The sequence below is a fragment of the Bradyrhizobium sp. USDA 4472 genome, from assembly GCF_054058595.1.
The window spans coordinates 3467501-3490464 of sequence record NZ_JBSSAM010000001.1 but is presented as its reverse complement, the minus strand read 5'-3'; the positions used below and the strand labels follow the sequence as shown (position 1 = coordinate 3490464).

The 22964-nt window shown below is 63.5% G+C and carries 22 protein-coding genes (1 of these 22 cut by a window edge); 9 read left to right on the top strand and 13 right to left on the bottom strand.

Annotated features, from left to right (window positions below):
* The first annotated feature begins 33 nt into the window (after positions 1–33).
* Entirely contained in the window at positions 34–267 is a 234-nt protein-coding gene (locus ACVWZ4_RS16080; protein ID WP_456699826.1) for a NepR family anti-sigma factor, read from the top strand.
* Positions 267–815, top strand: coding sequence for a sigma-70 family RNA polymerase sigma factor (locus tag ACVWZ4_RS16075; protein ID WP_084292346.1), 549 nt, complete (start codon positions 267–269; stop codon positions 813–815). Before ACVWZ4_RS16080 ends, ACVWZ4_RS16075 begins: the two co-directional genes overlap by 1 nt.
* A gap of 89 nt (positions 816–904) precedes the next feature.
* Here ACVWZ4_RS16075 and ACVWZ4_RS16070 read toward each other — a convergent pair whose 3' ends face one another.
* From ACVWZ4_RS16070 to ACVWZ4_RS16035, 8 genes are all read right to left on the bottom strand, one after another.
* A complete protein-coding gene (locus ACVWZ4_RS16070; protein ID WP_456699827.1) occupies positions 905–1603 on the bottom strand; it encodes a nitroreductase in 699 nt (232 codons plus the stop codon).
* Positions 1604–1628: 25 nt separating this feature from the next.
* Positions 1629–2873 carry an acyl-CoA dehydrogenase gene (locus tag ACVWZ4_RS16065; protein ID WP_456740720.1) on the bottom strand — a complete coding sequence of 415 codons (1245 nt, stop codon included), beginning with the start codon at positions 2871–2873 and terminating at the stop codon, positions 1629–1631.
* Between the two features lie 9 nt (positions 2874–2882).
* Complete coding sequence (locus tag ACVWZ4_RS16060) at positions 2883–4127, bottom strand: acyl-CoA dehydrogenase (RefSeq protein WP_456740719.1); 1245 nt, start codon at positions 4125–4127, stop codon at positions 2883–2885.
* Between the two features lie 15 nt (positions 4128–4142).
* On the bottom strand, positions 4143–5270 hold the full coding sequence (locus tag ACVWZ4_RS16055) for an acyl-CoA dehydrogenase family protein (protein ID WP_456740718.1): 1128 nt from the start codon (positions 5268–5270) through the stop codon (positions 4143–4145).
* A 22-nt stretch (positions 5271–5292) separates the two neighbouring features.
* Positions 5293–7164: an AMP-binding protein gene (locus ACVWZ4_RS16050; protein WP_456740717.1), complete on the bottom strand. Its 1872-nt coding sequence runs from the start codon at positions 7162–7164 to the stop codon at positions 5293–5295.
* 43 nt (positions 7165–7207) lie between these two features.
* On the bottom strand, positions 7208–8014 hold the full coding sequence (locus ACVWZ4_RS16045; RefSeq protein WP_456740716.1) for an enoyl-CoA hydratase/isomerase family protein: 807 nt from the start codon (positions 8012–8014) through the stop codon (positions 7208–7210).
* Between the two features lie 212 nt (positions 8015–8226).
* On the bottom strand, positions 8227–8985 hold the full coding sequence (locus tag ACVWZ4_RS16040) for an SDR family NAD(P)-dependent oxidoreductase (RefSeq protein WP_128954145.1): 759 nt from the start codon (positions 8983–8985) through the stop codon (positions 8227–8229).
* A 55-nt stretch (positions 8986–9040) separates the two neighbouring features.
* Entirely contained in the window at positions 9041–9643 is a 603-nt protein-coding gene (locus tag ACVWZ4_RS16035; protein ID WP_456705093.1) for a TetR family transcriptional regulator, read from the bottom strand.
* Between the two features lie 214 nt (positions 9644–9857).
* On the opposite strand from ACVWZ4_RS16035, the gene ACVWZ4_RS16030 reads away from it, so the two are divergent.
* Together ACVWZ4_RS16030 and ACVWZ4_RS16025 are read left to right on the top strand one after the other, a co-directional pair.
* Positions 9858–11030 carry an acetyl-CoA C-acetyltransferase gene (locus tag ACVWZ4_RS16030; RefSeq protein ID WP_456699833.1) on the top strand — a complete coding sequence of 391 codons (1173 nt, stop codon included), beginning with the start codon at positions 9858–9860 and terminating at the stop codon, positions 11028–11030.
* Between the two features lie 117 nt (positions 11031–11147).
* Positions 11148–12692, top strand: coding sequence for an acyl-CoA synthetase (locus ACVWZ4_RS16025; RefSeq protein WP_456699834.1), 1545 nt, complete (start codon positions 11148–11150; stop codon positions 12690–12692).
* 3 nt (positions 12693–12695) lie between these two features.
* On the opposite strand, the gene ACVWZ4_RS16020 is transcribed toward ACVWZ4_RS16025, so the two are convergent.
* Positions 12696–13238 (bottom strand): methylated-DNA--[protein]-cysteine S-methyltransferase, encoded by a 543-nt coding sequence (locus ACVWZ4_RS16020; RefSeq protein WP_456737153.1) that lies wholly within the window; start codon positions 13236–13238, stop codon positions 12696–12698.
* A 137-nt stretch (positions 13239–13375) separates the two neighbouring features.
* Here ACVWZ4_RS16020 and ACVWZ4_RS16015 point away from each other — a divergent pair, with 137 nt between their 5' ends.
* The 5 genes from ACVWZ4_RS16015 to ACVWZ4_RS15995 all read left to right on the top strand — a co-directional run bounded on the left by ACVWZ4_RS16015 (position 13376) and on the right by ACVWZ4_RS15995 (position 18117).
* Positions 13376–14194 (top strand): alpha/beta fold hydrolase, encoded by an 819-nt coding sequence (locus ACVWZ4_RS16015; protein ID WP_456699836.1) that lies wholly within the window; start codon positions 13376–13378, stop codon positions 14192–14194.
* Positions 14195–14196: 2 nt separating this feature from the next.
* Complete coding sequence (locus ACVWZ4_RS16010; protein WP_456740715.1) at positions 14197–15009, top strand: alpha/beta fold hydrolase; 813 nt, start codon at positions 14197–14199, stop codon at positions 15007–15009.
* A 163-nt stretch (positions 15010–15172) separates the two neighbouring features.
* A complete protein-coding gene (locus ACVWZ4_RS16005; protein ID WP_456740714.1) occupies positions 15173–15850 on the top strand; it encodes a GntR family transcriptional regulator in 678 nt (225 codons plus the stop codon).
* A gap of 57 nt (positions 15851–15907) precedes the next feature.
* On the top strand, positions 15908–16708 hold the full coding sequence (locus ACVWZ4_RS16000) for a phytanoyl-CoA dioxygenase family protein (RefSeq protein ID WP_456699839.1): 801 nt from the start codon (positions 15908–15910) through the stop codon (positions 16706–16708).
* 101 nt (positions 16709–16809) lie between these two features.
* Positions 16810–18117 (top strand): NAD(P)H-dependent oxidoreductase, encoded by a 1308-nt coding sequence (locus tag ACVWZ4_RS15995; protein WP_456737151.1) that lies wholly within the window; start codon positions 16810–16812, stop codon positions 18115–18117.
* Positions 18118–18831: 714 nt separating this feature from the next.
* Here the strand turns inward: ACVWZ4_RS15995 and ACVWZ4_RS15990 are convergent.
* The 4 genes from ACVWZ4_RS15990 to ACVWZ4_RS15975 form a co-directional block, all read right to left on the bottom strand.
* Complete coding sequence (locus tag ACVWZ4_RS15990; protein WP_456699841.1) at positions 18832–19332, bottom strand: DUF1269 domain-containing protein; 501 nt, start codon at positions 19330–19332, stop codon at positions 18832–18834.
* A 568-nt stretch (positions 19333–19900) separates the two neighbouring features.
* Positions 19901–21034 carry a Crp/Fnr family transcriptional regulator gene (locus ACVWZ4_RS15985; RefSeq protein WP_456740713.1) on the bottom strand — a complete coding sequence of 378 codons (1134 nt, stop codon included), beginning with the start codon at positions 21032–21034 and terminating at the stop codon, positions 19901–19903.
* A gap of 308 nt (positions 21035–21342) precedes the next feature.
* Positions 21343–21741 carry a hypothetical protein gene (locus ACVWZ4_RS15980; RefSeq protein ID WP_456699843.1) on the bottom strand — a complete coding sequence of 133 codons (399 nt, stop codon included), beginning with the start codon at positions 21739–21741 and terminating at the stop codon, positions 21343–21345.
* A 122-nt stretch (positions 21742–21863) separates the two neighbouring features.
* Positions 21864–22964, bottom strand: partial view of a sulfatase-like hydrolase/transferase gene (locus ACVWZ4_RS15975; protein ID WP_456790267.1) — the 3' portion only. 564 nt of this gene lie beyond the right edge of the window; only the last 1101 of its 1665 coding nucleotides appear in the window; its start codon lies off the right edge, out of view — the gene reads right to left on this strand; it ends in the stop codon at positions 21864–21866.

Sequence of the window (22964 nt, the reverse complement as noted above, 5' to 3'; positions counted from 1 at the left end):
AGTCACTTAACTCGGGGAAACGTGGAACAGGTCATGAAAGATCTCAAGTCTCAAGCCAGCAAAAGCACGACCCCCGGCAAGGGAGGCCTCACTCCGGAGATCCAATCCCGGATCGGGCACCAACTGCGCGCGATGTACGACGACGTCGTACGGCAGGGGGTTCCGGACCGGTTCGCGGAGCTCATCAAAAAGCTTGATGCGCCGGGAGGCGTATCCCAAAACGAGAATGGAGCTGGGGGCTCTAACGACAATCATGGGAGGGACTAATGCCTCTCACGAACTCCCTGCGTGATGACATCCTGGCGGCCGTGCCGAGCCTTCGCGCATTCGCGATCTCGCTCAGCGGCAATGCGGACCGGGCCGACGATCTGGTGCAAGAGACGCTGTTGCGCGCGCTTGCCAACATCGACTCGTTCCAGCCCGGCTCCAACCTGCCGGCATGGCTCTTCACGATCCTGCGAAACCTGTTCCGCTCCGACTATCGCAAGCGGCGCCGCGAGGTTGAGGACGCCGAGGGCAACTATGCCAAGACACTGAAGACGCAGCCTTCGCAGAACGCCCATCTCGAGTTCGAGGAATTTCGCGGCGCGCTCGAAAAGCTTCCGCAGGACCAGCGCGAAGCCTTGATCCTGGTCGGCGCTTCCGGCTTCTCCTATGAAGATGCGGCCTCGATCTGCGGCTGTGCGGTCGGCACCATCAAGAGCCGCGTCAACCGCGCGCGCTCGAAGCTCGCAGCGCTGCTCTATGTCGACGGCGCCGAGGATTTCGGGCCGGACGAGACCGTGCGTGCCGTGATCGGCGGCAGCGGCGGATAGCGCGTCAATCGATTGAAGGTGACAGCTGTAAAGACGGCCGTTCGCGCGGCCGTCTTCGCATGCCTGTGTGATCGCCGATTGTCGCGCGATTACTTCTCGACGAACGTCACCGTGTCGGCCACCGTTGCCCGCGAGGTACGGTAGCTGTTCACCTTGTGCGCGACGTCGGCATATCCGAACGAGATGCCGCAAACGACGCGACGGTCATCGGGCAGGTTGAAGTGACGCCGGATCAGGCCGGAATGGCGCGCAAGTGCGGCCTGCGGAATCGTGCCGAGCCCGAGCGCCTGGGCCGCGAGCATGAAATTGGAGACGTAGGCCCCGCAATCGATCGCGCCGTAGATGCCGAGCGCCTCGTCGGTGTGAACGATCGCGACATGCGGCGCACCGAAGAAATTATAGTTCTCCAGCGCCTGCTTGGCGTAGCCCATCTTGTCCCCGCGCGGGATGCCGAGCGTGTTGTAGAGCTGGAAGCCGCTCTCGCGGCGGCGTTCGAGATAGATCCCGACATATTCGCGCGGCGGCGTGAAATCATAATCATCGCCGAGACCGGCTGAGGCCTCCTTGTAGATCAATTGCCGGAAGCGCTCCTTCGCCTCACCGCTGGCGATAATGACCTGCCAGGGCTGACTGTTGCACCAGGACGCGGTCCGCTGTGCGGTGGTCAGCACATGCTCGATGGTGGCGCGATCGACCTCCTTGGGGAGGAAGGCGCGGACGGAGTAGCGCTCGTTGAGGAGCTCTTCGAGCACGACGATGCGGTTGGTCTGGTTTACTTTTGCGTCCATGGGTCAGCTCGTGTTGGAGACCGTATCACCGCCCCTTGGTCGGGATCTTGTTGTAAGGCACGTCCTTGTCGACCCGAATGTCACCCGGCAGACCCAGCACACGCTCGGCGATGATGTTGCGCAGGATCTCGTCGGTGCCGCCGGCGATACGCATCGAGGGCGAGGACAGCAGCATCTGCTGGAACTGGCCGTGCGCAATCTCCTCGTCGCCGCCCGTCAAAACACCGGCCGCGCCCTGGAGGCCCATCGCATAAGTTGCGATGTCCTGGAGCATCAGGCCCGACACCAGCTTGCCGATGGAGTTTTCCGGTCCCGGCCGCTCGCCCTTCGACAGCGCCGAGATCGCGCGGTAGCTCGTGTATTTCAACCCGCTCGACTTCACCGCCCAGCTCGCAAGCTTGGATCGCACGGCCGGATCGTCGATCGCGAGCCCGTCCTCCAGCATCAACTTCGAGCAGAACTCGAACATCTCGGGGACGCCGGTCGCGAGCCGCGCACCGATCGACATGCGCTCGTTCATCAGCGTGGTCAGCGACACGCTCCAGCCCTCGCCGACCGCCCCCAACCGCTGACTATCGGGGATCACCACGTCGGTGAAATAGACCTCGTTGAACTCCTGCATGCCGTTGGCCTGCTTGATCGGGCGGACCTCGACGCCCGGGCTCTTCATGTCGAGGAAGAACATGGTGAGGCCTTTGTGCTTGGGCACATTGGGATCGGTGCGCGCGATCAACAGGCCGTAGTCGGAGTAATGCGCGCCTGACGTCCAGATCTTCTGGCCGTTGACGACCCAGGTGTCGCCCCTCTTCTCCGCGCGCGTGCGCAGGCCGGCGACATCGGAGCCGGCGGACGGCTCGGAGAAAAGCTGGCACCAGATCTCCTCGCCCGCGGCGAGTTTCGGCAGATAGCGGCGCTTGGCATCCTCGCTGCCCCAGGCCATGACGGTGGGACCGCACATGCCCTCGCCGATCTGGAACGGTTGCGTCAGCTTGCCGTAGACGCCCTCCTCCTGCTGCCAGATCACGCGCTCGATCGGGGTCGCGCCGCGACCGCCATATTCCCTGGGCCAGTGCAGGCAGGCCCATCCGCCCTCCGCCTTCTTCTTCTGCCAGGCCTTGCCGACCTCGACCATATCATGCTTGGCAAGCCTGATGCGGCCCAGCGAAGACTTCGACAGCTCCTGCTCGAACTGCTTCGGCGCGTTGGCATCGACCCACTTGCGTGCGGTCTCGCGGAACGCAGCTTCCTGCGGGGTGTCGTCGAAATTCATGGCGAACCTCTACCCTCTTCCCTTGGTCGGGATCTTGTTGAACGGCACGTCCTTGTCGACCCTGATGTCGCCGGGCAGACCTAGGACACGCTCGGCGATGATGTTGCGCATGATCTCGTCGGTGCCGCCTTCGACACGCGTGCCCGGCGCGCGCAGCAGCATCGCCTGGAAACGGCCGGCCAGTTCGGCATCCTCGCCGCTGACCACGCCGTTCGCGCCTTGCAGATCCAGCGCGTAGCTCGCAACATCCTGGATCATCGAGCCCGCGACCAGCTTGCCGATGGAGTTCTCCGGACCCGGGCGCTCGCCCCTCGACAACGCCGAAATGGCGCGCATGCTGGTGTATTTCAGCCCGCTCGCCTTCACTGCCCAACTCGCCAGTTTCGAGCGCACTGCACGATCCTCGATCGCCGGGCCTTCGTCGAGCATCAGGCTGGAGCAATACTCGAACAATTCAGGAAAACCCGTCGAGACGGCCGCGCCGATCGCGCTGCGCTCGTTCATCAACGTGGTCAGCGAGACATTCCAGCCGTCGCCGACCTCGCCGAGTCGCTGATGATCGGGGATGCGGACGTTGGTGAAATAGACCTCGTTGAAGTCGGAGGCTCCGCTCGCCTGCTTGATCGGCCTGATCTCAACGCCCGGGCTCTTCATGTCCAGGAAGAACATGGTGAGCCCCTTGTGCTTGGGCACGGTGGGATCGGTGCGGGTGAGCAGGATGCCGTAGTCGGAATAATGCGCGCCCGAGGTCCAGATCTTCTGGCCGTTGATGACCCAATCGTCGCCATCCTTTTCGGCGCGCGTGCGAAGCCCTGCGACGTCGGAACCACCGGCGGGCTCGGAAAACAGCTGGCACCACACCTTCTCGCCCGATGCGAGCGGCGGCAGATAGGTGCGCTTATGCTCCTCGCGCGCGAACGCCATCATGGTCGGCCCGCACATGCCGTGGCCGATGATGAACATGCGGGACAATTGGCCGAACGGCCCTTCTTCCTGCTGCCAGATCACGCGCTCGATCGGCGACGAGCCGCGGCCGCCATACTCCTTCGGCCAATGCAGGCACGCCCAGCCGGCATCGGCTTTTTTCTTTTGCCAGGCCTTTGCGACATCAAGAATATCGGCGTTCTTGAGCACGGTCCGGCCGAGCGAGGCTCTGCGCAGTTCATCCTCGTACTGCTTGGGCGCGTTGGCATCGATCCACGCGCGCGCCTGGCGGCGGAATTCCGCTTCCTGCGGGGTGTCGTCGAAGTTCATGACGGTACCCTTCGCTTACGCCGCGTTCTTCTTGCGCATGCGGTCAATCAGCAGATCTTCCCAATAGGACAAGCTGCCAAGGCCGAGCGCCATCGCGTTGGCGCGGCGGTAGTACATGTGGCAGTCGAATTCCCACGTGAAACCCATGCCGCCGTGAACCTGGATGTTGTTCTTGGCGCAATGCTGGAACGCCTGCGTCGCGCTGATGCGCGCGGCGGCCGCGGCTTCCGGCAGTTCGGCGGCGTTGGTCGAGAGCGCCCAGGCGCCATAATAGCTATTGGAACGTGCCAGGGTCGCCGACACGTACATATCCGCCAACATGTGCTTGATTGCCTGGAACGAACCGATCTGGCGGCCGAAGGCGATGCGGTCGAGTGCGTAGTCGCGGCCCATCTCCAGCGCGCGGTCGGAGCCGCCGACCTGCTCGAAGGCACAGAGCACCGCCGCGCGGTCGAGCACCTGAGTCAAGATGCTCCAGCCTTCGCCCGCCGCGCCGAGCGGCTCGGCCTTGCAGTCGTTGAACGTGATTTCCGCCTGCCCGCGGGTCGGATCGAGATTGGTCAGGCTCTTCACCTCGACGCCGCCGTCCCTGAGATCGACCAGGAACAGCGAGGTGTCATTCCCGCGCCCACTCGATCCCGTGCGGGCAGCGACGACGGCGAAGTTGGCGATGGCGCCATCCGGCACAGGCTTCTTGACGCCATTGAGCGTGCCGTTCGCGGCCGTCAGCTTCACGTTCTTCGGCGTGGGATTGCCTTTGCCCTCGAACAGCGCCAGCGTGCCGATCGCCTCGCCCGAGGCGATTGCGGGCAGCCACTTCTTCTTTTGCGCGTCACTCCCTGCGATCAGCAGTGCTTCGGCAGCGAGATACACGGTCGAGGAGAACGGTACCGGCGCATTGGCCCGGCCCATCTCTTCGGCGATCACGCAGAGCTCGAGGTGGCCCGCACCGGCGCCGCCAAATTCCTCGGGGATCGCGACGCCGAGAAAGCCCATCTCGGCAAGGCCCTTCCACAGCTCCTTGTCATACGGCGCCTTGCCGTCCAGGACGACCCGCACCGCCTTGGGCGGGCACTTCTCGGCAAGGAATTTGCGCGCCTGATCACGGAGCTGCTTCTGGTCATCGGAGAAATCGAAGTTCATGGCGCATGTCCGTATTGATGGGTTACTTGAGAATGATGACGTCTTGATCCGGCTTGTCGGCGTAGAGCCGCTCGACCAGCGCCGCGCGACGCTCGAGGCCGGCGCGTTGGTTGATGTAGCCCTTGTCGGTGAGCTCGTTGCCGTCGATCGAGGGCGGCTCGGCCATCAACATCGCGCGGGCGATGATGCGGCTGCTGGCGCCTTCGCACTCCTTGTTGTGAACCTCCAGCCCGCGCCTGAAGCAGGCGATCACGTCAGGATGCTTCACCGCATCCTCCAAGCCGAGCTCGGGATTGCCGACGAGCTGCCGGCAAGCGTGCAGGTTCGGCCACGCCAGAAGGCCGATGAAAGCGCGATCCTGTCCCGCGACCAGCGCGTCGTGCACGACGGGCGTCGCAGCCGCGATCGCGTCGGTGCGGAGCGAGCCGACATGCACGAAGGTGCCGGTGGTGAGCTTGAAGTCTTCCACGACACGCCCGGCAAAGATGATGCCCTTCACCGGATCGGACTCGTCGACGAAGATGCCGGCATCGCCGATGCAGTAAAAACCTTCCTCATCGAACATCTTCCTGGTCAGGTCCGGCTGGCCGAAATAGCCGGGCGTGACATTGACGCCGCGCAAGCGCAGCTCGTATTTCGAGCCGCACGGCACCATCTTCAGTTCGACCCCGGGGAACGGCAGGCCGATCAGGCCGACGCGCTCGGTGTCCCAATAGGTGCCGGTCGAAGTCGGCGACGTCTCGGTCGAGCCCCAGCCGGTGTAGAACACGATGCGCTCGCCGGTGGTCTTCACGGCGAGTGCCTGCATGCGGTCGTAGAGATCGTCAGGCAATCGCGCGCCGCCATAGGCCATGATCGAGAGATTCCTGAAGAACGAGCGGCAGAGCGCGTCGTCTTTCTCCATCTCAGCCGCAAGCGCGGCGTAGCCGGCCGGCACGTTGGCGTAATAGGTCGGTGAGATCTCGCGCAGGTTCCTGATCGTCTCCTCGAACTGGCCCGGCATCGGTCGGCCTTCGTCGATATAGAACGTGCCACCATCAATCAGCACCGGATGGAACGCGGCATTGCCGCCCATGGTGTGATTCCAGGGCATCCAGTCGAGAACAGTGGCCAGCGGGCCGCCGGGCATGCGCGGCCGCACCTGCATCATCATGGCCGCATTGGCGCACATCATGCGCTGCGTGTTGATGACCGCCTTGGGCATGCCGGTCGAGCCCGACGTGAACAGCAGCTTGCCGACCGTATCGGGCGTAATCTGGGCGATCGACGCTTCGACATCCTTAGTCACGGGCGTTGCGGCGAGATCGGCAAAGCTGACGCTCTTGATGCCCTGACAGGGCCGCGCGACGTGAACGACTGTGACGCCGGTGAGATCGAGTGCTTTCAGCGCCTTCTCGAACACCGGGCCGTCCTGCACCATCACCACGGCGGGCTTGATCAAGTCGAACAGGTATTTCAGCTTGACGTGATCGTGGCTCATCAGCGAATAGGCAGGCGAGACTGGGGCCGCCGGGACGCGCGCCTGCATCGCGGCCTGCGTCATCAGCGCGTGCTCGATCGAATTACCGGAGAGGATCGCGACCGGGCGCCCGTCGAGCTTGAGGTTCAGCAGCGCCTGCGTCAGCGCATCCACGGTCCGCTTGGCTTCACCGTAGGAAACCTTGCGCCACTCGCGATTTGGCCCGCAGCGTTGCGCAAGCCAGATACGTTCGGGCGCTTCCTTCGCCCATTTTGCGAGCGAAGCCGGAAGATGCTTTTCGTAGACCTGCAAGGGAATGCGCGACTTCAGCACCACCGTGCCGTCAGCGCGCCGCTCGACAGCAATGTCGCGCGCGAGCCACTCGACCTTGCGAAAGGCGGGCTTCGCCATCACCGCCGCCGCGCTTCCACTCATTTTGCGTCTCCCGGAATTATTGCCCTGAGCGGATCTTTGTCCTTCAGCGCTTGATATAGACAGGCTTTCGCTTCTCAAGGAAGGCCCTGATGCCCTCTGAAAATTCCTCGGAACGGCTGCACAGGATCTGGTTACGATCCTCCATCGCGATAACGGCTTCCAGCGATCCTGCATCGAGGCTCATGTTGAGGCATTCCTTTGACAGCCGCAGCCCGACCGGCGAAGCCGTCATCATCGCGTCGACATAAGGCTCGGCCGCGGCATCAAGCTTGTCCTCGTCGACGACTTCCGAGACGAGCCCCACTGCGAGGGCGCGTTCGGCACCAATGAAGCGTCCGGTGAGGATCAGTTCGGAGGCGACGGAGACGCCGACGAGCCGCGGCAGGAAATAGCTGGTGCCGATATCGCAGCCGCCGAGACCGAGCTTGATGAAAGCGCAGTTCATTCGCGCCGATTTCGTCGCGACGCGAATGTCGGAGGCCAGCGCCAGCGCAAAGCCGCCACCGGCCGCCGCGCCCTGCACCAGCGACAGGATCGGCTGCGGACAGCGCCGCATCAGCATCACGATGTCGGCGATGCGACGTTGGGAATCCAGCGACTCCGTCACGCCCGGCGGCTCCTGCTGCCCGGCGCGCCGCGCCATTGCGGCCTTCAGATCGAGGCCGGCGCAAAAATTCTTGCCGGCGCCCTTCAGCACGACGAGGCGCGTGTCACGGTTGCGCTGGAGTCCCTGGAAATAGGCGTTGAGCGCGTCGATCAAAGACGGATCGAGAGCGTTGAGACGGTCAGGACGATTGAGCGTCACCCGGTCGACGCCGTCGTCGTGCTCGATCAGCAGCGGTTGGGACATGGGTGCCTCGCACTTTCGTGTCACACGGGGACCGTCTCCCACCCTCCCCTGTAGGGGAGGGTCGGCTCACATTGCGCGCAGCGAAATGTGAGACGGGGTGGGGTGACGGTCTCTCCGGCTTGAGACACTGCCCGCTTGGAGAGATCACCCCACTCCGCTCGCGCTGCGCGCGATCGACCCTCCCCTCCAGGGGAGGGTAAGAAGCTCACCTCCTACCGCGGGGCCATCCTGATGGCGCCGTCGAGACGGATGGTTTCCCCATTCAGCATCGCGTTTTCGACGATGTGCACGGCAAGCGCGCCGTATTCCTTGGCATCGCCAAGACGCGAGGGATGCGGCACCTGGGCGCCAAGGCTCTTGCGGGCTTCCTCATTCAGCCCCATCAGCAGCGGCGTGAAGAACAGGCCGGGCGCGATGGTGTTGACGCGGATCTTCTGGCTCGCGAGGTCGCGCGCGGCAGGCAAGGTCAGTCCGACGACGCCGCCCTTTGAGGCGGAGTAGGCGATCTGGCCAATCTGGCCTTCATAAGCGGCAACCGAGGCGGTATTGATGATGACGCCGCGCTCCTCACCAACAGGCTCGATTGTGACGAGGCGCTCTGCGAACAGCCGCAGGCAGTTGAAAGTGCCGATCAGATTGACGTTGATGATGCGCGCGAACTTTTCGAGCGGATAGACACCGTCACGGCCGACGATGCGTTGCGAGCCGCCGATGCCGGCACAGTTCATCAGCACGCGGGCGACGCCGTGCGCAGCTTCCGCCTTGGCGATCGCGGCCTTGATCTGCTCTTCGCTGGTGACGTCGGCATGAAGCGCGACGCCCTTCACCTCGGCCGCGACCTTCTCCGCATTTTCCTTGTTCTGGTCGATCACGCCGATCTTGGCACCCTTGGCCGCCATGGCCCGTGCGGTCGCTTCGCCGAGACCCGAACCACCACCGGTGATGAGAACGGCTACGTCTTTCAATTCCATGACAGGCTACCTTTCCTTGGACGTTTCTTCTCTAGACTTATGAGTGATGGCCGGATTATCCGGCCGCGGCAGCTTCCTCGACTTGCGTGAGGATGCCGCCGCAGATCAGCGTTTCCATGTGTTTGATGTATTGCCGGCAGACTTCGTCGGTGACCGGGCCGACGCCGGTCGCGCGAGACATCGCGTGCCGGCCGAAGAACAGATGATCGCAGGCGCCGATCAGGCTGGTGTAGAACAGCACCGGATCGGTCTGGCGGAACTCGCCGCGGCTGACGCCCTCCGCGAGCAGACGGCGATGAAAGTCCAGCAGCGGCGCGACGAAGAACTTCGAGACCTCGTCAGCGGAGCCGGCAACGCTCTCATGCAGCAGATAGTGGATCAGCCGGTTCATATAGGGGAATCGGTGATAGGCGCGGATGATGCCGCCGATATGCAGCTTCAGCTTCGCCGTCGATGTGATCGGCTGCGCCAGCAGGTATTCGAGGTTGGACATCTCGGTCGCGGCATCGCGAGCGAGCAGCGCCAGCAGCAGGCCATCCTTGTTGCCGAAATGATATTTGACCAGCGCGGCATTGGCACCGGACTTCTGCGCGATGTCGGAGAGCGAGATCTCGATCGAGGAGCGCTCGATCATCAACTCGCTGGCGGCCACGAGCAATTTCTCTGCCGTGGAATTCTTTCCGCTGGGGAGCTTGCTCGGTACGCTGGTAGCCACGGAGATCCCTGTTCAAGCCGCATGAAGCGGGTCGCAGATAAGCCCAAGCAGCGCCTCCCCACAAGAGTTAATTGATCGATTGACTAAACGATGTCCCACCCGTTACATCCGCTCCGACAGCCCAACCTGATCAAAAATAATCATGGGAGAGACCGAAATGGCCGAGGCATACATCGTCGCCGCTGCGCGGACCGCGGGCGGGCGCAAGGGGGGCCGCCTCGCCGGCTGGCATCCGGCCGATCTCGCCGCCAAGGTGCTGGACGAACTGGTCGATCGCACCAAGGTCGATCCTGCTTTGGTCGAGGACGTCATCATGGGTTGCGTGATGCAGGTCGGTGAGCAGTCCAACAACGTCGCACGCAACGCGATCATGGCGTCAAAGCTGCCGGAGAGCGTGCCCGGCACATCGATCGACCGTCAGTGCGGCTCCTCGCAGCAGGCGCTGCACTTCGCCGCACAGGCTGTGATGTCCGGCACCATGGACGTGGTGATCGCGGCTGGCGTGGAATCGATGACGCGCGTGCCGATGGGCCTCTCCTCGCAACTTCCGGCCAAGAACGGCTTCGGCAATTACAAGAGCCCGGGCATCGAGGCGAGATATCCCAACATCGTGTTCAGCCAGTTCACCGGCGCCGAGATGATGGCGGAGAAGTATGGTCTGTCGAAGGATGATCTCGACGAATATTCTTTCCAGAGCCATCAGCGCGCGATCGCGGCCACACAAGCCGGTCACTTCAAGAAGGAGATCGTGCCGCTCGAGATCACCCGCGCTGACGGCTCCAAGGACATCCACCACATCGACGAAGGCATCCGCTTCGACGCCACGCTCGAAGGCATCAAGGGCGTCAAGCTGATCGCCGAGAACGGCAAGTTGACCGCGGCCAGCGCCAGCCAGATCTGCGACGGCGCCTCCGGCGTGATGGTCGTGAACGAGCGCGGCCTCAAACAGCTCGGCCTCGCACCGCTGGCGCGCATCCATCACATGACCATGACCGGCGGCGATCCCGTCATCATGCTCGATGCGCCGCTGCACGCCACCAAGAAGGCGCTGGAGAAGGCCGGCATGAAGATCGACGACATCGACCTGTTCGAGGTCAACGAGGCCTTCGCCTCGGTGCCGACAGGCTGGCTGAAGACCACCGGCGCCGATCCCAGCAGGCTCAACGTCAATGGCGGCGCCATTGCGCTCGGCCACCCGCTCGGCGGCTCCGGCACCAAGCTGATGACGACGCTGGTTCACGCCCTGCACCAGCGCGGCAAGCGCTATGGCCTCCAGACCATGTGCGAAGGCGGCGGCATGGCCAACGTCACGATCGTGGAGCGGCTGTAAGAAAGACAAAGGCGAGTAGCGGGTGGCGAGTAGCGAGCGGTGAGTAGGCGGAGAGCGGTTTTCCTTTTTCCCTATTTGCCGGTCGCTACTCGCCATTCGCGTTTTTGAGGAACCGCCATGACCCACCCCTCCATCTACGCCCGCTCCACACCAAACAAGATCGCCTATCAAATGGCCGGGACCGGCAAGGCGATCACCTATCGCGAGCTCGACGAGCTCTCGAACCAGGGAGCCCAGCTGTTCCGCTCGCTCGGGCTCAAGGCCGGCGACCACATCGCGCTGCTGATGGAAAACCGCCTTGCCTTCATGGAGATCTGCTGGGCGGCACAACGCAGCGGGCTCTATTACACCGCGATCAGCCGCTATCTAAAGCAGGACGAGATCGACTACATCGTCAAGGACTGCGGCGCCAAGGTCGTCATCACCACGCCGAAATGCGCCGACCAGATCAAGGACCTGGTCAAAGGCGCGCCGGGCGAGCCGATCTTCTACATGGTCGACGAGCCCTTGCCCGGCTTCCGCTCCTACGACAGGGAAGCCGCCGCGCAGCCGACCACACCGATCGCGGACGAGGTCGCCGGCTATGATATGCTGTATTCGTCGGGCACGACCGGCCGGCCGAAGGGCATCAAGAAAGCGTTCGAGGGCAACAAGATCGACGTGCCGAACGCATTCCTGCGCGTGCTCTGCGCCGACATGTGCGGCATGAATGCCGAGAGCACGTACCTGTCGCCGGCGCCGCTCTATCATGCCGCTCCGCTGCGCTTCAACATGATGGCGATCGTGCTGGGCGGCACCTCCATCATCATGGAGCATTTTGACGCCGAGGAGTTCTTGAGGCTCGTGGAGAAATACAAGGTCACGCAATCGCAGCTCGTGCCGACCATGTTCGTGCGCATGCTGAAGCTGCCGGACGAGGTCCGCGCCAAATACGATGTCTCGACGCTCAAGGGCGCAATCCACGCCGCGGCGCCCTGCCCGGCCGATGTGAAGGCGAAGATGATCGAGTGGTGGGGACCGATCCTGATCGAGTATTACGCGGGCTCGGAGGGCAACGGCGTCACCGTCTGCAACTCGCAACAATGGCTGGAGCATCGTGGCAGCGTCGGGCGCGCCGTGGTCGGCAAGATCAAGATTCTGGACGAGAACGACGCGGAGCAGCCGGTCGGCGAGATCGGCACGGTCTATTTCGCCGAGGCGCCCGTTTTCACCTATCACAACGACCCTGAAAAGACGAAGAAGGCCTACAACGCCAAGGGCTGGTCGACCCTCGGCGACGTCGGTTATCTCGACGAGGATGGCTTCCTGTTCCTCACCGACCGCAAGTCCTACATGATCATCTCGGGCGGCGTGAACATCTACCCGCAAGAAACCGAGGACGTGCTGATCACCCACCCCGAGATCGCCGACGTCGCCGTGTTCGGCGTGCCGAACGAGGAGATGGGCGAAGAGGTGAAGGCGGTGGTGCAGCCGCACGACATGAGGAACGCCGGCAAGGCGCTCGAGGCAGACTTGATCGCCTATTGCAAGAGCCGCCTCTCGGCGATCAAATGCCCGCGCTCGATCGATTTCGAAGCCGAGCTGCCGCGCACGCCGACCGGCAAGCTGGTGAAGCGGCATCTGCGCGATCGATATTGGCCGAAGACGGCGGCGAAGATTTAGGGCTCAATCAAACAAACTCGGCGTGTGATTCACCAGCGCGCCTTCAATCTCCAGCATCTTCAGCTTGGTTACTACACCGCCATTCGCGGAGAAGCCGCCGGGCTTGTTGCCGGCCGCCAGCACGCGATGGCAAGGCACGACGATCGGGCACGGGTTGCGGCCGAGCGCCTGGCCGACATCGCGCGACAGCTGGATGCCGCCGAGCTGCTTGGCGATGTCGCCATAGGTGATGGTCTTGCCGGGCGGAACGGCGCGCGCGATCTCGTAGACGCCGCGGTTGAACTCGGGCACGCCATCGAGATCGAGCTCGATGTCGGTGAGGTCGTCGGGCTCGCCCGCGAGCAACTTCACGATACGGTCGATCGCGTGCTGCACCTCGGCGGTCGGCTCGGCCTCGGTGGCCTCAGCGTGGCGCTGGCTGATGCGGGTGCGGATCTTCTGCTCGCCGCCCATCGGCAGCTGCGTGCCGTTGATGCCGCGCGGGCCCCAGGCGATGGCGCAGAGGCCGATCCTGGTGTCGAACAGGGCGAAATACTGGTCGGTCATGGCTGGGTTCCTGAGCTTGCGTCGCTCTCGCATGCCCCCATTGTGTTCTCGGCCTAAATCTAGGCTTGGAAATAGTTGCGATCCACCCGGTTTCCGGGAATCGTGCACAGGAGTTCCGCCCGTTTCACGAGCCCAGAATGCAAAGCCTCCACGTCTTTGGTTATGACATGCCCTATCTCGACGTGGGCGAAGACAGAGGCCGGCCGGCGCTGGTCTGCGTGCACGGCTCGCTCTCCGACTTCCGTGTCTGGGGTTGCGTGCTGGGCCCGTTGACGCAGCGGCATCGGATGATCGTCCCCAGTCTGCGGCACTTCTTCCCGGCAAAGTGGAACGGTGTCGGCGAGACCTATTCGATCGCCCAGCATGTCAGTGACGTCATTGCCTTCATCGACAAGCTCGAGCTCGGCCCGGTCGATTTGATGGGACATTCCCGCGGCGGGCACATCTGCTTCCGTGTGGCGCAGCAGCGTCCCGATCTGCTGCGGCGGCTGGTGCTGGCCGAACCCGGCGGCGAGCTCGACGCGACCCTCGATCCTGATCATGCCGGCGGCCCCTCGCCGCTGCTGGCGCGGTTCACGGCCTCGGCCGAGATGATCGCGGCGGGTGATGTCGACGGCGGCCTGGCCTTCTTCGTCGACACGCTGGAGGGCGCCGGCACCTGGCCGCGGCTGCCGGCGATGGTGAAGCAGAATCTGCGCGACAACGCCTGCACGCTGATCGGCCAGGTCCGCGACAACCGCCCGCCGTTCTCCAGGGCGGACGCGGAATCGATCAAGATGCCGACGCTGTTCGTCCTGGGCGCGCGGACCAAGGGCCTGCTGCCGAAGGTGCTGCATGCACTCGCCGCACATGTGCCCTATTCGAAGACGGCGATCATCCCGAACGCGACGCATCCGATGTTCGAGCAGGCGCCGCAAAAATATTGCGAAGTGGTCCTGGACTTTCTGGCGAGCTGATCATGCAGAGCTTTCGCGTCAACGGTTACGACATGGCCTATCTCGAAGTCGGCGAGGGCCATCCGCTGGTCTGCGTGCACGGCACCTTAGGGGATTTCCGCACCTGGTACCCGGTGCTCGGCCCGCTGTCGACGAACCACCGCGTGATCGCGGTCAGCCTGCGGCATTTCTTCCCCGCGCATTGGGACGCCGTCGGCGACGACTACAAGATGGCGCAGCATGTCGCTGATGTGATCGCCTTCATCGAGCAGGTGACGCCCGGGCCGGTCGATCTGATGGGGCATTCGCGCGGCGGCCACATCGCGTTTCGTGTCGCCCAGGCCCGGCCTGATCTGTTGCGCAGGCTGGTGCTGGTCGAGCCCGGCGGCGATCTCGACGCCAGCCTGCCCCTGCCGGAAGGCACGCCCGCGCATCCGCCCCTGGCTGCGAAGACGATGCGCTCGGTCGAGATGATCCGCGCCGGCGACGTCGAGGGCGCGCTGCAGAACTTCTACGACGGCATCGAGGGCGACGGCTCGTGGCGGCGCGTGCCCGCGGCCGCCAAGCAACAACTGCGCGACAACACGCTCACCTTGCTCGGCCAGATCAACGAGCAGCGCAGGCCCTACACGCTCACGGATGCGCAGGCGATCAGGACGCCGACACTGCTGATCGGCGGCGGCGCCACCACGGGCAGCCTGTCGGTGCTATGGCGCGTGCTGGCGGAGCACATTGCGGAAGCCAGGACGGCGGTCATCCCCAATGCCGGCCACTGGATGTTCGAGCGGGCGCCGCAGGAGTTCAGTGAGGCCGTGAGCGCGTTTTTGACGGCGTAGCGGCTGGTCCTGCCTCACAATCTCGAAAACAACCCCATGCACCGTAGACCGCCTCGAATAAAATCAATGACTTAGGCTTCGAGAACCCAGGCATATTGACGGCCTCGCCTTAGCGCTGTATTTTCGAATACGGAATTCCGTATTCCGTTTTGGAGCCGCCGGCGTGATTCCTCTCGACCCGCTCCCCAACCTGATCGACCAGGTCTACGCCCGGATCCTGGAGGCGATCTCCGACCGCACGCTTCAGCCTGGGCAGCGCATCCGGCAGAACGAGCTCGCCGACAAGCTCGGCGTCTCGCGCCAGCCGGTGTCGCATGCGCTGCATCTGCTGCACCGGCAGGGCCTCGTCGCCGAGAGCGGCCGGCGCGGCTTTGAAGTGACCCAGCTCGATCCCGCGCGCATTCGCCAGCTCTATGAAGTGCGGGGCGCGATCGACGCGCTGGCCGCCCGGCTCGCAGCGAGGCGCGCCGCAACCGAGGCAGCGGGACGCGCGCGGCTGGACGCAGCGCTCTCCGCCGGACGCCGCATCGATCGCGAGACCGGTCTCGCCGAGCTGATCGCGCTCGACGTCGAATTTCACCGCGCCATCTATCAGCTCGCCGGCAATCCCGTGATCGAGGAGACGATCTCGCCGCAATGGCCGCATATGCGCCGCTCGATGGCGGCCGTGCTGTCCGAGCTCGACTATCGCGGCAGCGCCTGGGCGGAGCATGCCGAAATCGCCAAGCACATTCTCGCAGGCGACGCGAACGCCGCGGAACACGCGGCGCTGGCGCATGCGCAGACGGCGGGACGGATGACCGAGGAGAGATTGAGGGCGACGGACGAGGTGGCGGCGTAGCAACGCGCGCGCCGTGCCACGACGAGAAAAATAAATACAAAGCAAGGAGGACGGCCCATGAAATTGTCCGAGGCACAATTGGAGTTCTTCCACCGCGAGGGCTGGCTGTTCCTGCCCGAACTGTTTTCCCAAGAAGAGGTCGATGTCCTCGCGCGCGAGGCGGTCGGCATTTACGACGCCAACCGGCCGGAGGTCTGGCGGGAGAAGAGCGGCGCGCCGCGCACGGCCTTTGCCGCGCATCTCTACAACGAGGCCTTCGGCGTGCTCGGCGCGCATCCGCGCATGATCGATCCGGTCGAGCAGGTCTTCGGCGAGCCCGTCTACATGCACCAGTTCAAGATCAACGCGAAATCGGCCTTCACCGGCGACGTCTGGCAGTGGCACCAGGATTACGGCACCTGGAAGCGCGACGACGGCATGCCGGAACCGCGCGCGATGAACATCGCGATCTTCCTCGACGAGGTGATGCCGATCAACGGTCCTCTCATGCTGGTGCCGCGCAGCCAGAACGCCGGCGATCTCCAGGCCTCGCACGACCTCTCGACCACATCGTATCCGCTGTGGACGCTCGATGAAGACACCGTGACGCGCCTCGTCGAGCAAGGCGGCATCGTCGCGCCGACCGGCAAGCCGGGCGGCATGCTGATGTTCCACGGCAATCTCGTCCACGGCTCGAGCGGCAACATCACGCCCTACCCACGCAAGATCGTGTACCTGACCTTGAACGCGGTCTCGAACTACATCCGCGCCCCGACGCGGCCTGAGTACATTGCACATCGCGATTTCGCGCCGATCAAGACGGTGGATGATGATGCGCTGTTACGGCTGGCGCGGGCGCCGCGGCAGGCGGCGGAGTAGATTTAGTCGCGCGACCATCTCAGGCGTCATGGCCCGGACGAGCCCGGCCATGACGATTCGACAGGGACGCGCGTCCCACGAAATTCACCGGACACATTCCCATGAACCTCTTCCGCCTTCTCCAGGCCCGCGCGTCCGCCGGCAAGCCTGTGCGTGTCGCGCTGATCGGCGCAGGCAAATTCGGCTCGATGTTTTTGGCGCAGGTACCGCACACGCCGGGACTGGAGGTGCCCATCATCGTCGACATCGACCGCGACCGCGCGCGCGAGGCCTGCCGCACCGTCGGCTGGAGCACCGAGCGGATCGCCGCCACCATGTTCACCGACGACGGCGCGCGCGCCATCGCCGGCGGCGCAGTGGACGTGGTGGTGGAGGCGACCGGCAATCCGGCCGCAGGCATCAGGCATGCGCGCGCCGCGATCGCGGCGGGCAAGCATATCGTGATGGTGAATGTCGAGGCCGACGTGCTCGCCGGCCCCCTGCTCGCCGAGGAGGCGCGGAAAGCAGGCGTGGTCTATTCGCTCGCCTATGGCGACCAGCCGGCGTTGACCGCCGAAATGGTCGACTGGGCGCGCGCCACCGGCTTTGGCGTCGTCGCGGCCGGCAAGGGCACAAAATATCTGCCTGCCTATCACGACGTGACGCCGGACGGCGTCTGGCAGCATTACGGCCTGACCGCCGGCGAAGCGCAGTCGGCCGGCATGAATCCGCAGATGTTCAACTCCTTCCTCGACGGCACCAAATCGGCCATCGAGATGGCGGCCATTGCGAACGCCTGCGGGCTCGACGTGCCGTCGGCGGGCCTTCTGTTTCCGCCCTGCGGCGTCGATGATCTCCCGCACATCATGCGGCCCAGCGACAAGGGCGGCGTGCTGGAGCGGTCGGGCGTCGTCGAGGTCGTTTCGTCGCTGGAGCGCGACGGACGACCGGTCTTTCGCGATCTGCGCTGGGGTGTCTATGTCGTGCTGGAAGCACCGAACGACTACGCCGCGGATTGCTTCAGGCAATACGGCCTGAAGACCGATGCAAGCGGACGGTTCGCGGCGATGTACAAGCCGTATCATTTGATCGGACTCGAGCTGAACATCTCGGTGCTGTCGGCGGCGCTCCGGGGCGAACCGACCGGGCAACCCTTCGGTTTCCGCGGCGACGTCGCCTCCGTCGCCAAGCGCAGTTTGCGCGCCGGCGAGATGCTGGACGGCGAAGGCGGCTACACGGTGTGGGGCAAGCTGGTGCCGGCGGCGGCGAGCCTGAAGGCCGGCGCCCTGCCGATCGGCCTTGCGCACCGCCTCAGGCTGAAGCACGACATCGCCCATGGCGAGATCGTGCGCTGGAGCGACGTGGAGTTCGACGCGAACAACGAGACGATCAAGACACGGAAGGCGATGGAGGCGGCGTTCGCGACGTAGCGCACGCCATTCGGGAGGCGCAGACCGGCCGATAGTCGGGCGTCGATATGTAACGCCAGTGCGCGTGCTTGGGCGGCGAGAGCGTATCCATCACGTCAGATCCTGTCGGGCAACGGCCGGACTCCCGGCCGACCCGGCACCGTGTCGGGGAGCGGTCTTGGACGCTGGATTCCCGGCCGGCCCGGCTTCGGCGGACGAGCCACCGGGCGGCCTGGGTGCCGCCATCCATGCCAGCCGGCAGGACCACCCCAACCCTGGCCGCGGCGCCAGTCAAAGCCACACCGATACCAGCCGGCGCCGCGCCAGCCGCGGGTGTACCAACAGTAGCGGTGGCCTCTCCAGCGGAATTGGACCGTCTCCGCAAGCCGAAGATCATCAGCGGCCTCATGCAGGCCCAGCGGTCCCCCGATAATTCCCGCATGCGAGCGACTGCCCGTCGTCGTCACCGCTGCCAACGCAGCCGCAAGAGCGAGCATCCAAAAAATCCATTTCCGCATGATCTTCTCCTTGGTTCTTGACCGCCCAGGAAGAGAGCTCGCCAAACAGCAGACCCGAATGCTCGGCAGGCCGCACGCGAAGCCGCGCAGGGACCTTTACTGCTCGCGCGGTGACGCGGCGTTCCGGAGAAACGGACCTAGCAGCGGCAAGGAGGTCGGCCGAACCGAAGACCGCTCTCGTGTTCGGCTCCAACCCCTTGGGCTTTGCCTCACACGACTAGGCAGCCTTGGCCTGGGTAGCGGAGGCGAGAGTATCGCGCAGGTGTTGTTCTTTCTTTTCGTCCAGAGAGGTTTTCAGGACAGTCCCTCCCGCGGCCTTGATTTCGTTGAGGACCTTGTCTGCAGTCATGCTCTTGATCAGCAGGAACAGAACAGCATCTCCCGATTTCACCTTCGCGCTGAGGTCCTTCATGAACTGATCGTTGATACCGAAATCGGTCAGCGCGCCGCCCAGTGCGCCGGCGCCGGCACCGAGGGCCACGCCGATGAGCGGATTCAGGAACACGATCCCGAACAGCAGCCCCCAGAAGCTTCCTCCTGCGGCACCCGCCATGGTCGTGTTCACGAGTTGATTGAGCTTGACCGTTTCGCCGGTCTTGACCGCGATCACGGCATCTTGGATCGCGATCAGATACTCTTTCTGGAGCTCGAGGATTTTTTGCCGAACTTCTTCTGCTTTGGCTTCGGATGGATACACGATCGCGACTAGATCCGACATGGAGCTCTCCCGCAACGATGTGATTTCCCGCCCCTTAACGCACGCTTGATGCGTGCGCCCGAAACCTAACACCGAACTGGAAAATCCATTGCGCCTCAAACACGGCCCACCTATTCACAATTACGAGATGTAATGCAATCCCAACGCAATTGAGTAACCATAGCTGTCATATGCGCTGGTGGGGCTGGTGAGAGGTTCGCCCGACGGGTCCAGGGGACGCTCTACGCGACGTCCGGAATTGCTTCGGCGATTCCCAAGCTCGCCGGCGCCATGACTACGTCCCCTGTGTTGTTGAAGCGCTTTGGTTCACGGCGGCAACGCTCATGAGCAGGAGATCCAGACGGTGCTCCCGATTGACGCCGTAACCAACGCCCGCGCCTGGGCTGTCGCGCTGCACCGTGCTCTCGCCCTCAGGGCTGACCGGCCGAGGCAGACGCGCAGCGGTTGCCTCGACCATCACGAACTACACCGGCAAATGTCACGAACGCGCCTCCAGAGCCGATGCTCGGGGATCACGAATGGAGCCCTCAGCGGTAGCTTTCCAATGGCGAAGCGTCCGCGCATTTGACTATGACGGACCCACTATCGTCGTCACTTCAGCCGGCGATCCCACTGGCAGCTCTTCATCGTGCATGCGTTTGATTCTGCGTCGCATCACCGCGTAGCACTCGCACGCGATCTTCTCGAGTCGCCTGCGGTCGATCTCCAGCATCCCGCGTCGGTCAGATAGTATACCGCCTGCTGCTCGAAGTTTGCGCATCGTTAGCGTCACCGTTGTTCGGCGTACGCCGAGAAGCTGCGCCAAGGCCTCCTGCGTTAGCTGTATTCCACTGTGCCCGACGCGGTCGTGGATCTCAAGCAGCCATCGAGCCATCCGGCATTCCACCGGATGCACCGCGTTGCAAGCCGCCACGTTGTTGAGCTGCAACAATTGTGTGCGGAGATGGAGACGGAGAACTTGCCTGACCGTGGCGCTCTGCTCAAACGCAAGCTGCAACTGTGCAACAGGGACCTGAAGTGCTGCGCCGGGGACATAGGCAGTTGCCGTGACTGGCGATCGGGAGGGACTTAGAAGTGACAGTGCACCGACTGCTCCTTCCGAGCCCATGAGAGTTGACGCGACAATGCGTCCGTCAGCCATTTCAACGAGAAACGCTATCACCCCGCTAAGGGGAAAATAGACCTGCTTGAACTCATCTCCTGTTCGCACCAACACAGCATCAAAGTCGAATGACGTCTTCTGGATATGGGGAGCAAGCAAATTGAGATCACTGGGCGCAAACGCCGCCAAAAGCCTGTTCCCGACGCCAACCTGGAACGCCATCGCGGATGTTCCTTCGACCGCAGAAAGAAACACGCGTTCCGGGGGCACGTTCCTACCAGCAGCCATTTTTCTGGCCGGTCCGGAAACTTCCGCTAACCGCGGAATTGCTGTCATCGACAGACCTTCGGTCGAGCTGGACGGACGGCTCTCCTTCAGAGCGAACCAGAGGTCGCCGCCCGTGTTGAACGGCGTGACGCAGCGGTTCTCATTCGGCGTCGTGAAAATTGGCCCGTCAGCCGACGCTCCGAGTGGGAGGTTGAGCTGGAGACGCCAGCATCCAGATTCCAGGTGCTGTTTTAAGCTCTGCCGGGTACGAACGGCCCCAAGCGCCGCCGGGCTGGAGAGGCTGACACCGGGGCCGCCGAGCGCGCTAAACACACAATACGCGCGCCGCGGCTATTCTCTCTCCGAACCCTCTCCGGCGTCCGTACCAATGTGTACACTCGCGGTGAAAAGACCTGGCCTCGTCGAGGCCAAGCCCGGCAAGCCGACATAAAGGTGCATCTAAACGCATGGGCGGCGTCGACGAGCTCACAGGCGCCCAAGTCAGATCGCGTGCTTTCCTGTCCGCCTGACGCTGGTCAATTGTTGCGGCGGCCAAGCGGAGCAATGCTGTCGCATTTGCTCCGCCTGCTCGGCGAGAATTGACATCTTGAAAGTCAGAAAGGCCGCCAAGCGGCCCATCATCATTGTTCAAACGTACGAATGCCTCTTACGCCCGCGTCTGTGCGGATCATGCGCCCCTTCTTCCCGTCAGAGGTCACGAAGATGTCCCAGTGAGCCGTGCCGCCTGGCTGACCGTCCATGATCATCGTTCCCGTACAGTCGGCATTGATGGAATAGGTGCCGACGAGCGTTTCGCGCGCCGGGCCGCGTGCTTGGCGAAGAGACGTCTGTGTGCCCGAGAACTTTCCGCTGCCGTCGAAATTGAAGATGCCGTAGTGGAGGTTCGTGCCCTGCCCATTGAACACATAGCGCCCCTCCAGCTTGCTTATTGAGCAATCTGTCGAGGCCGCCTTTGCCTGTGAAAATGCAAGGACAGCGGCTCCGATCAAGCCCACGGTGACGAACCGGCTCGTATCCATAATTCGCGCTCCCTCTTGAACGGAGGTACCGCAACCTTAAACTGAGGCGGAAATGCGGACACCGCCGGCGTTGCGCGATGCCAAACTTGCCATCGCCCGGTGTCGCCGTAGCGCGCGCCCGGCTAGCGCGCTGGCCTGGCGTTGGGCATCAGATCGATCAGGCCGAGATCCACGAGCGTGCGATGGAAGCGACGTTTCCGTTCGGAGGACGACGCGAAGTAGGCTTCTCTGCAATCATCAAGCAGGCTCGCGCGCGTTGCAAAGATCGGATCAAGCGCAACGCCCGCCCGCTGCAAGGCGACAGTTCCGAGAAAGGCGATGTCGAGGTCGGCGGCCTGTCCGGGACTGAAATCGGGGATATTGAGGGCTTCTATCGCATAGAATGTACCAAACGCATGCCGCCCATCTCGCTGATGTTTCAGCTGTCGGTCGAGCTGCTTCGTCAACACGGGTTGATGGTCGCCATAGTGCACGATGAGAACAGGCCGGTCAGGAAAGCTGCTTGCCAGCCTGGCTCTTTGCATTTGCCAGGCCGACGCGGTCTCTGCCAGTCGCGTGTAGTACTCGACGTAACCGGCATCGGGGCAGCTGTCCCTGGCAAAAGCGCGCTCCGTCTCGAATTGACCGGATGGCACCAATTGCCTGCTATGCGGACCGTGATTGAAGTTGGTCAGTGCATAAAGAAATCTCGGTGCCGGATCGTGGGCGACCCTTTTGGCATACGCATCGACGACCGCATGCAGAAACATCGCGTCGGAATTTGTCGCCTCGAAACGGCCGGGATCGAATGGCGGAGGAAGCTCATCGACGAAGATGCGCTCGTCGACGCCGATCGAACTGTAGAATTTATCGTAACCCAGGAAGCTGCGGCGACAGCTGGAGACGAGTGTCGTCTTGTAGCCGAGCGACGCCAACGAGCACGGCAGGCTGCTGTGGAAACGGCCGGCGCCCTTCTTGAAGAGGTAGTAGGCGCTCGAACCGAAGCTGGCGCTGGAGAGACCGGTGAGGAGGCTGAATTCGGACTGCCACGAACCTCCACCAAAGATGTCGACGTTCAGGCGCCCATGTTCGCCATTCGACGGAGACAGGAAGGCTGCGACGACCGGTTCGACCGGCAACCCAAAAATACGGGGATCGAAAACGGATTCGTGCTGGATGACGATGATGTCAGGAGAACAGGCGAGCCGCGCCGGCGTGGCTTCCATCAGGGGCAGTGGTTCGTC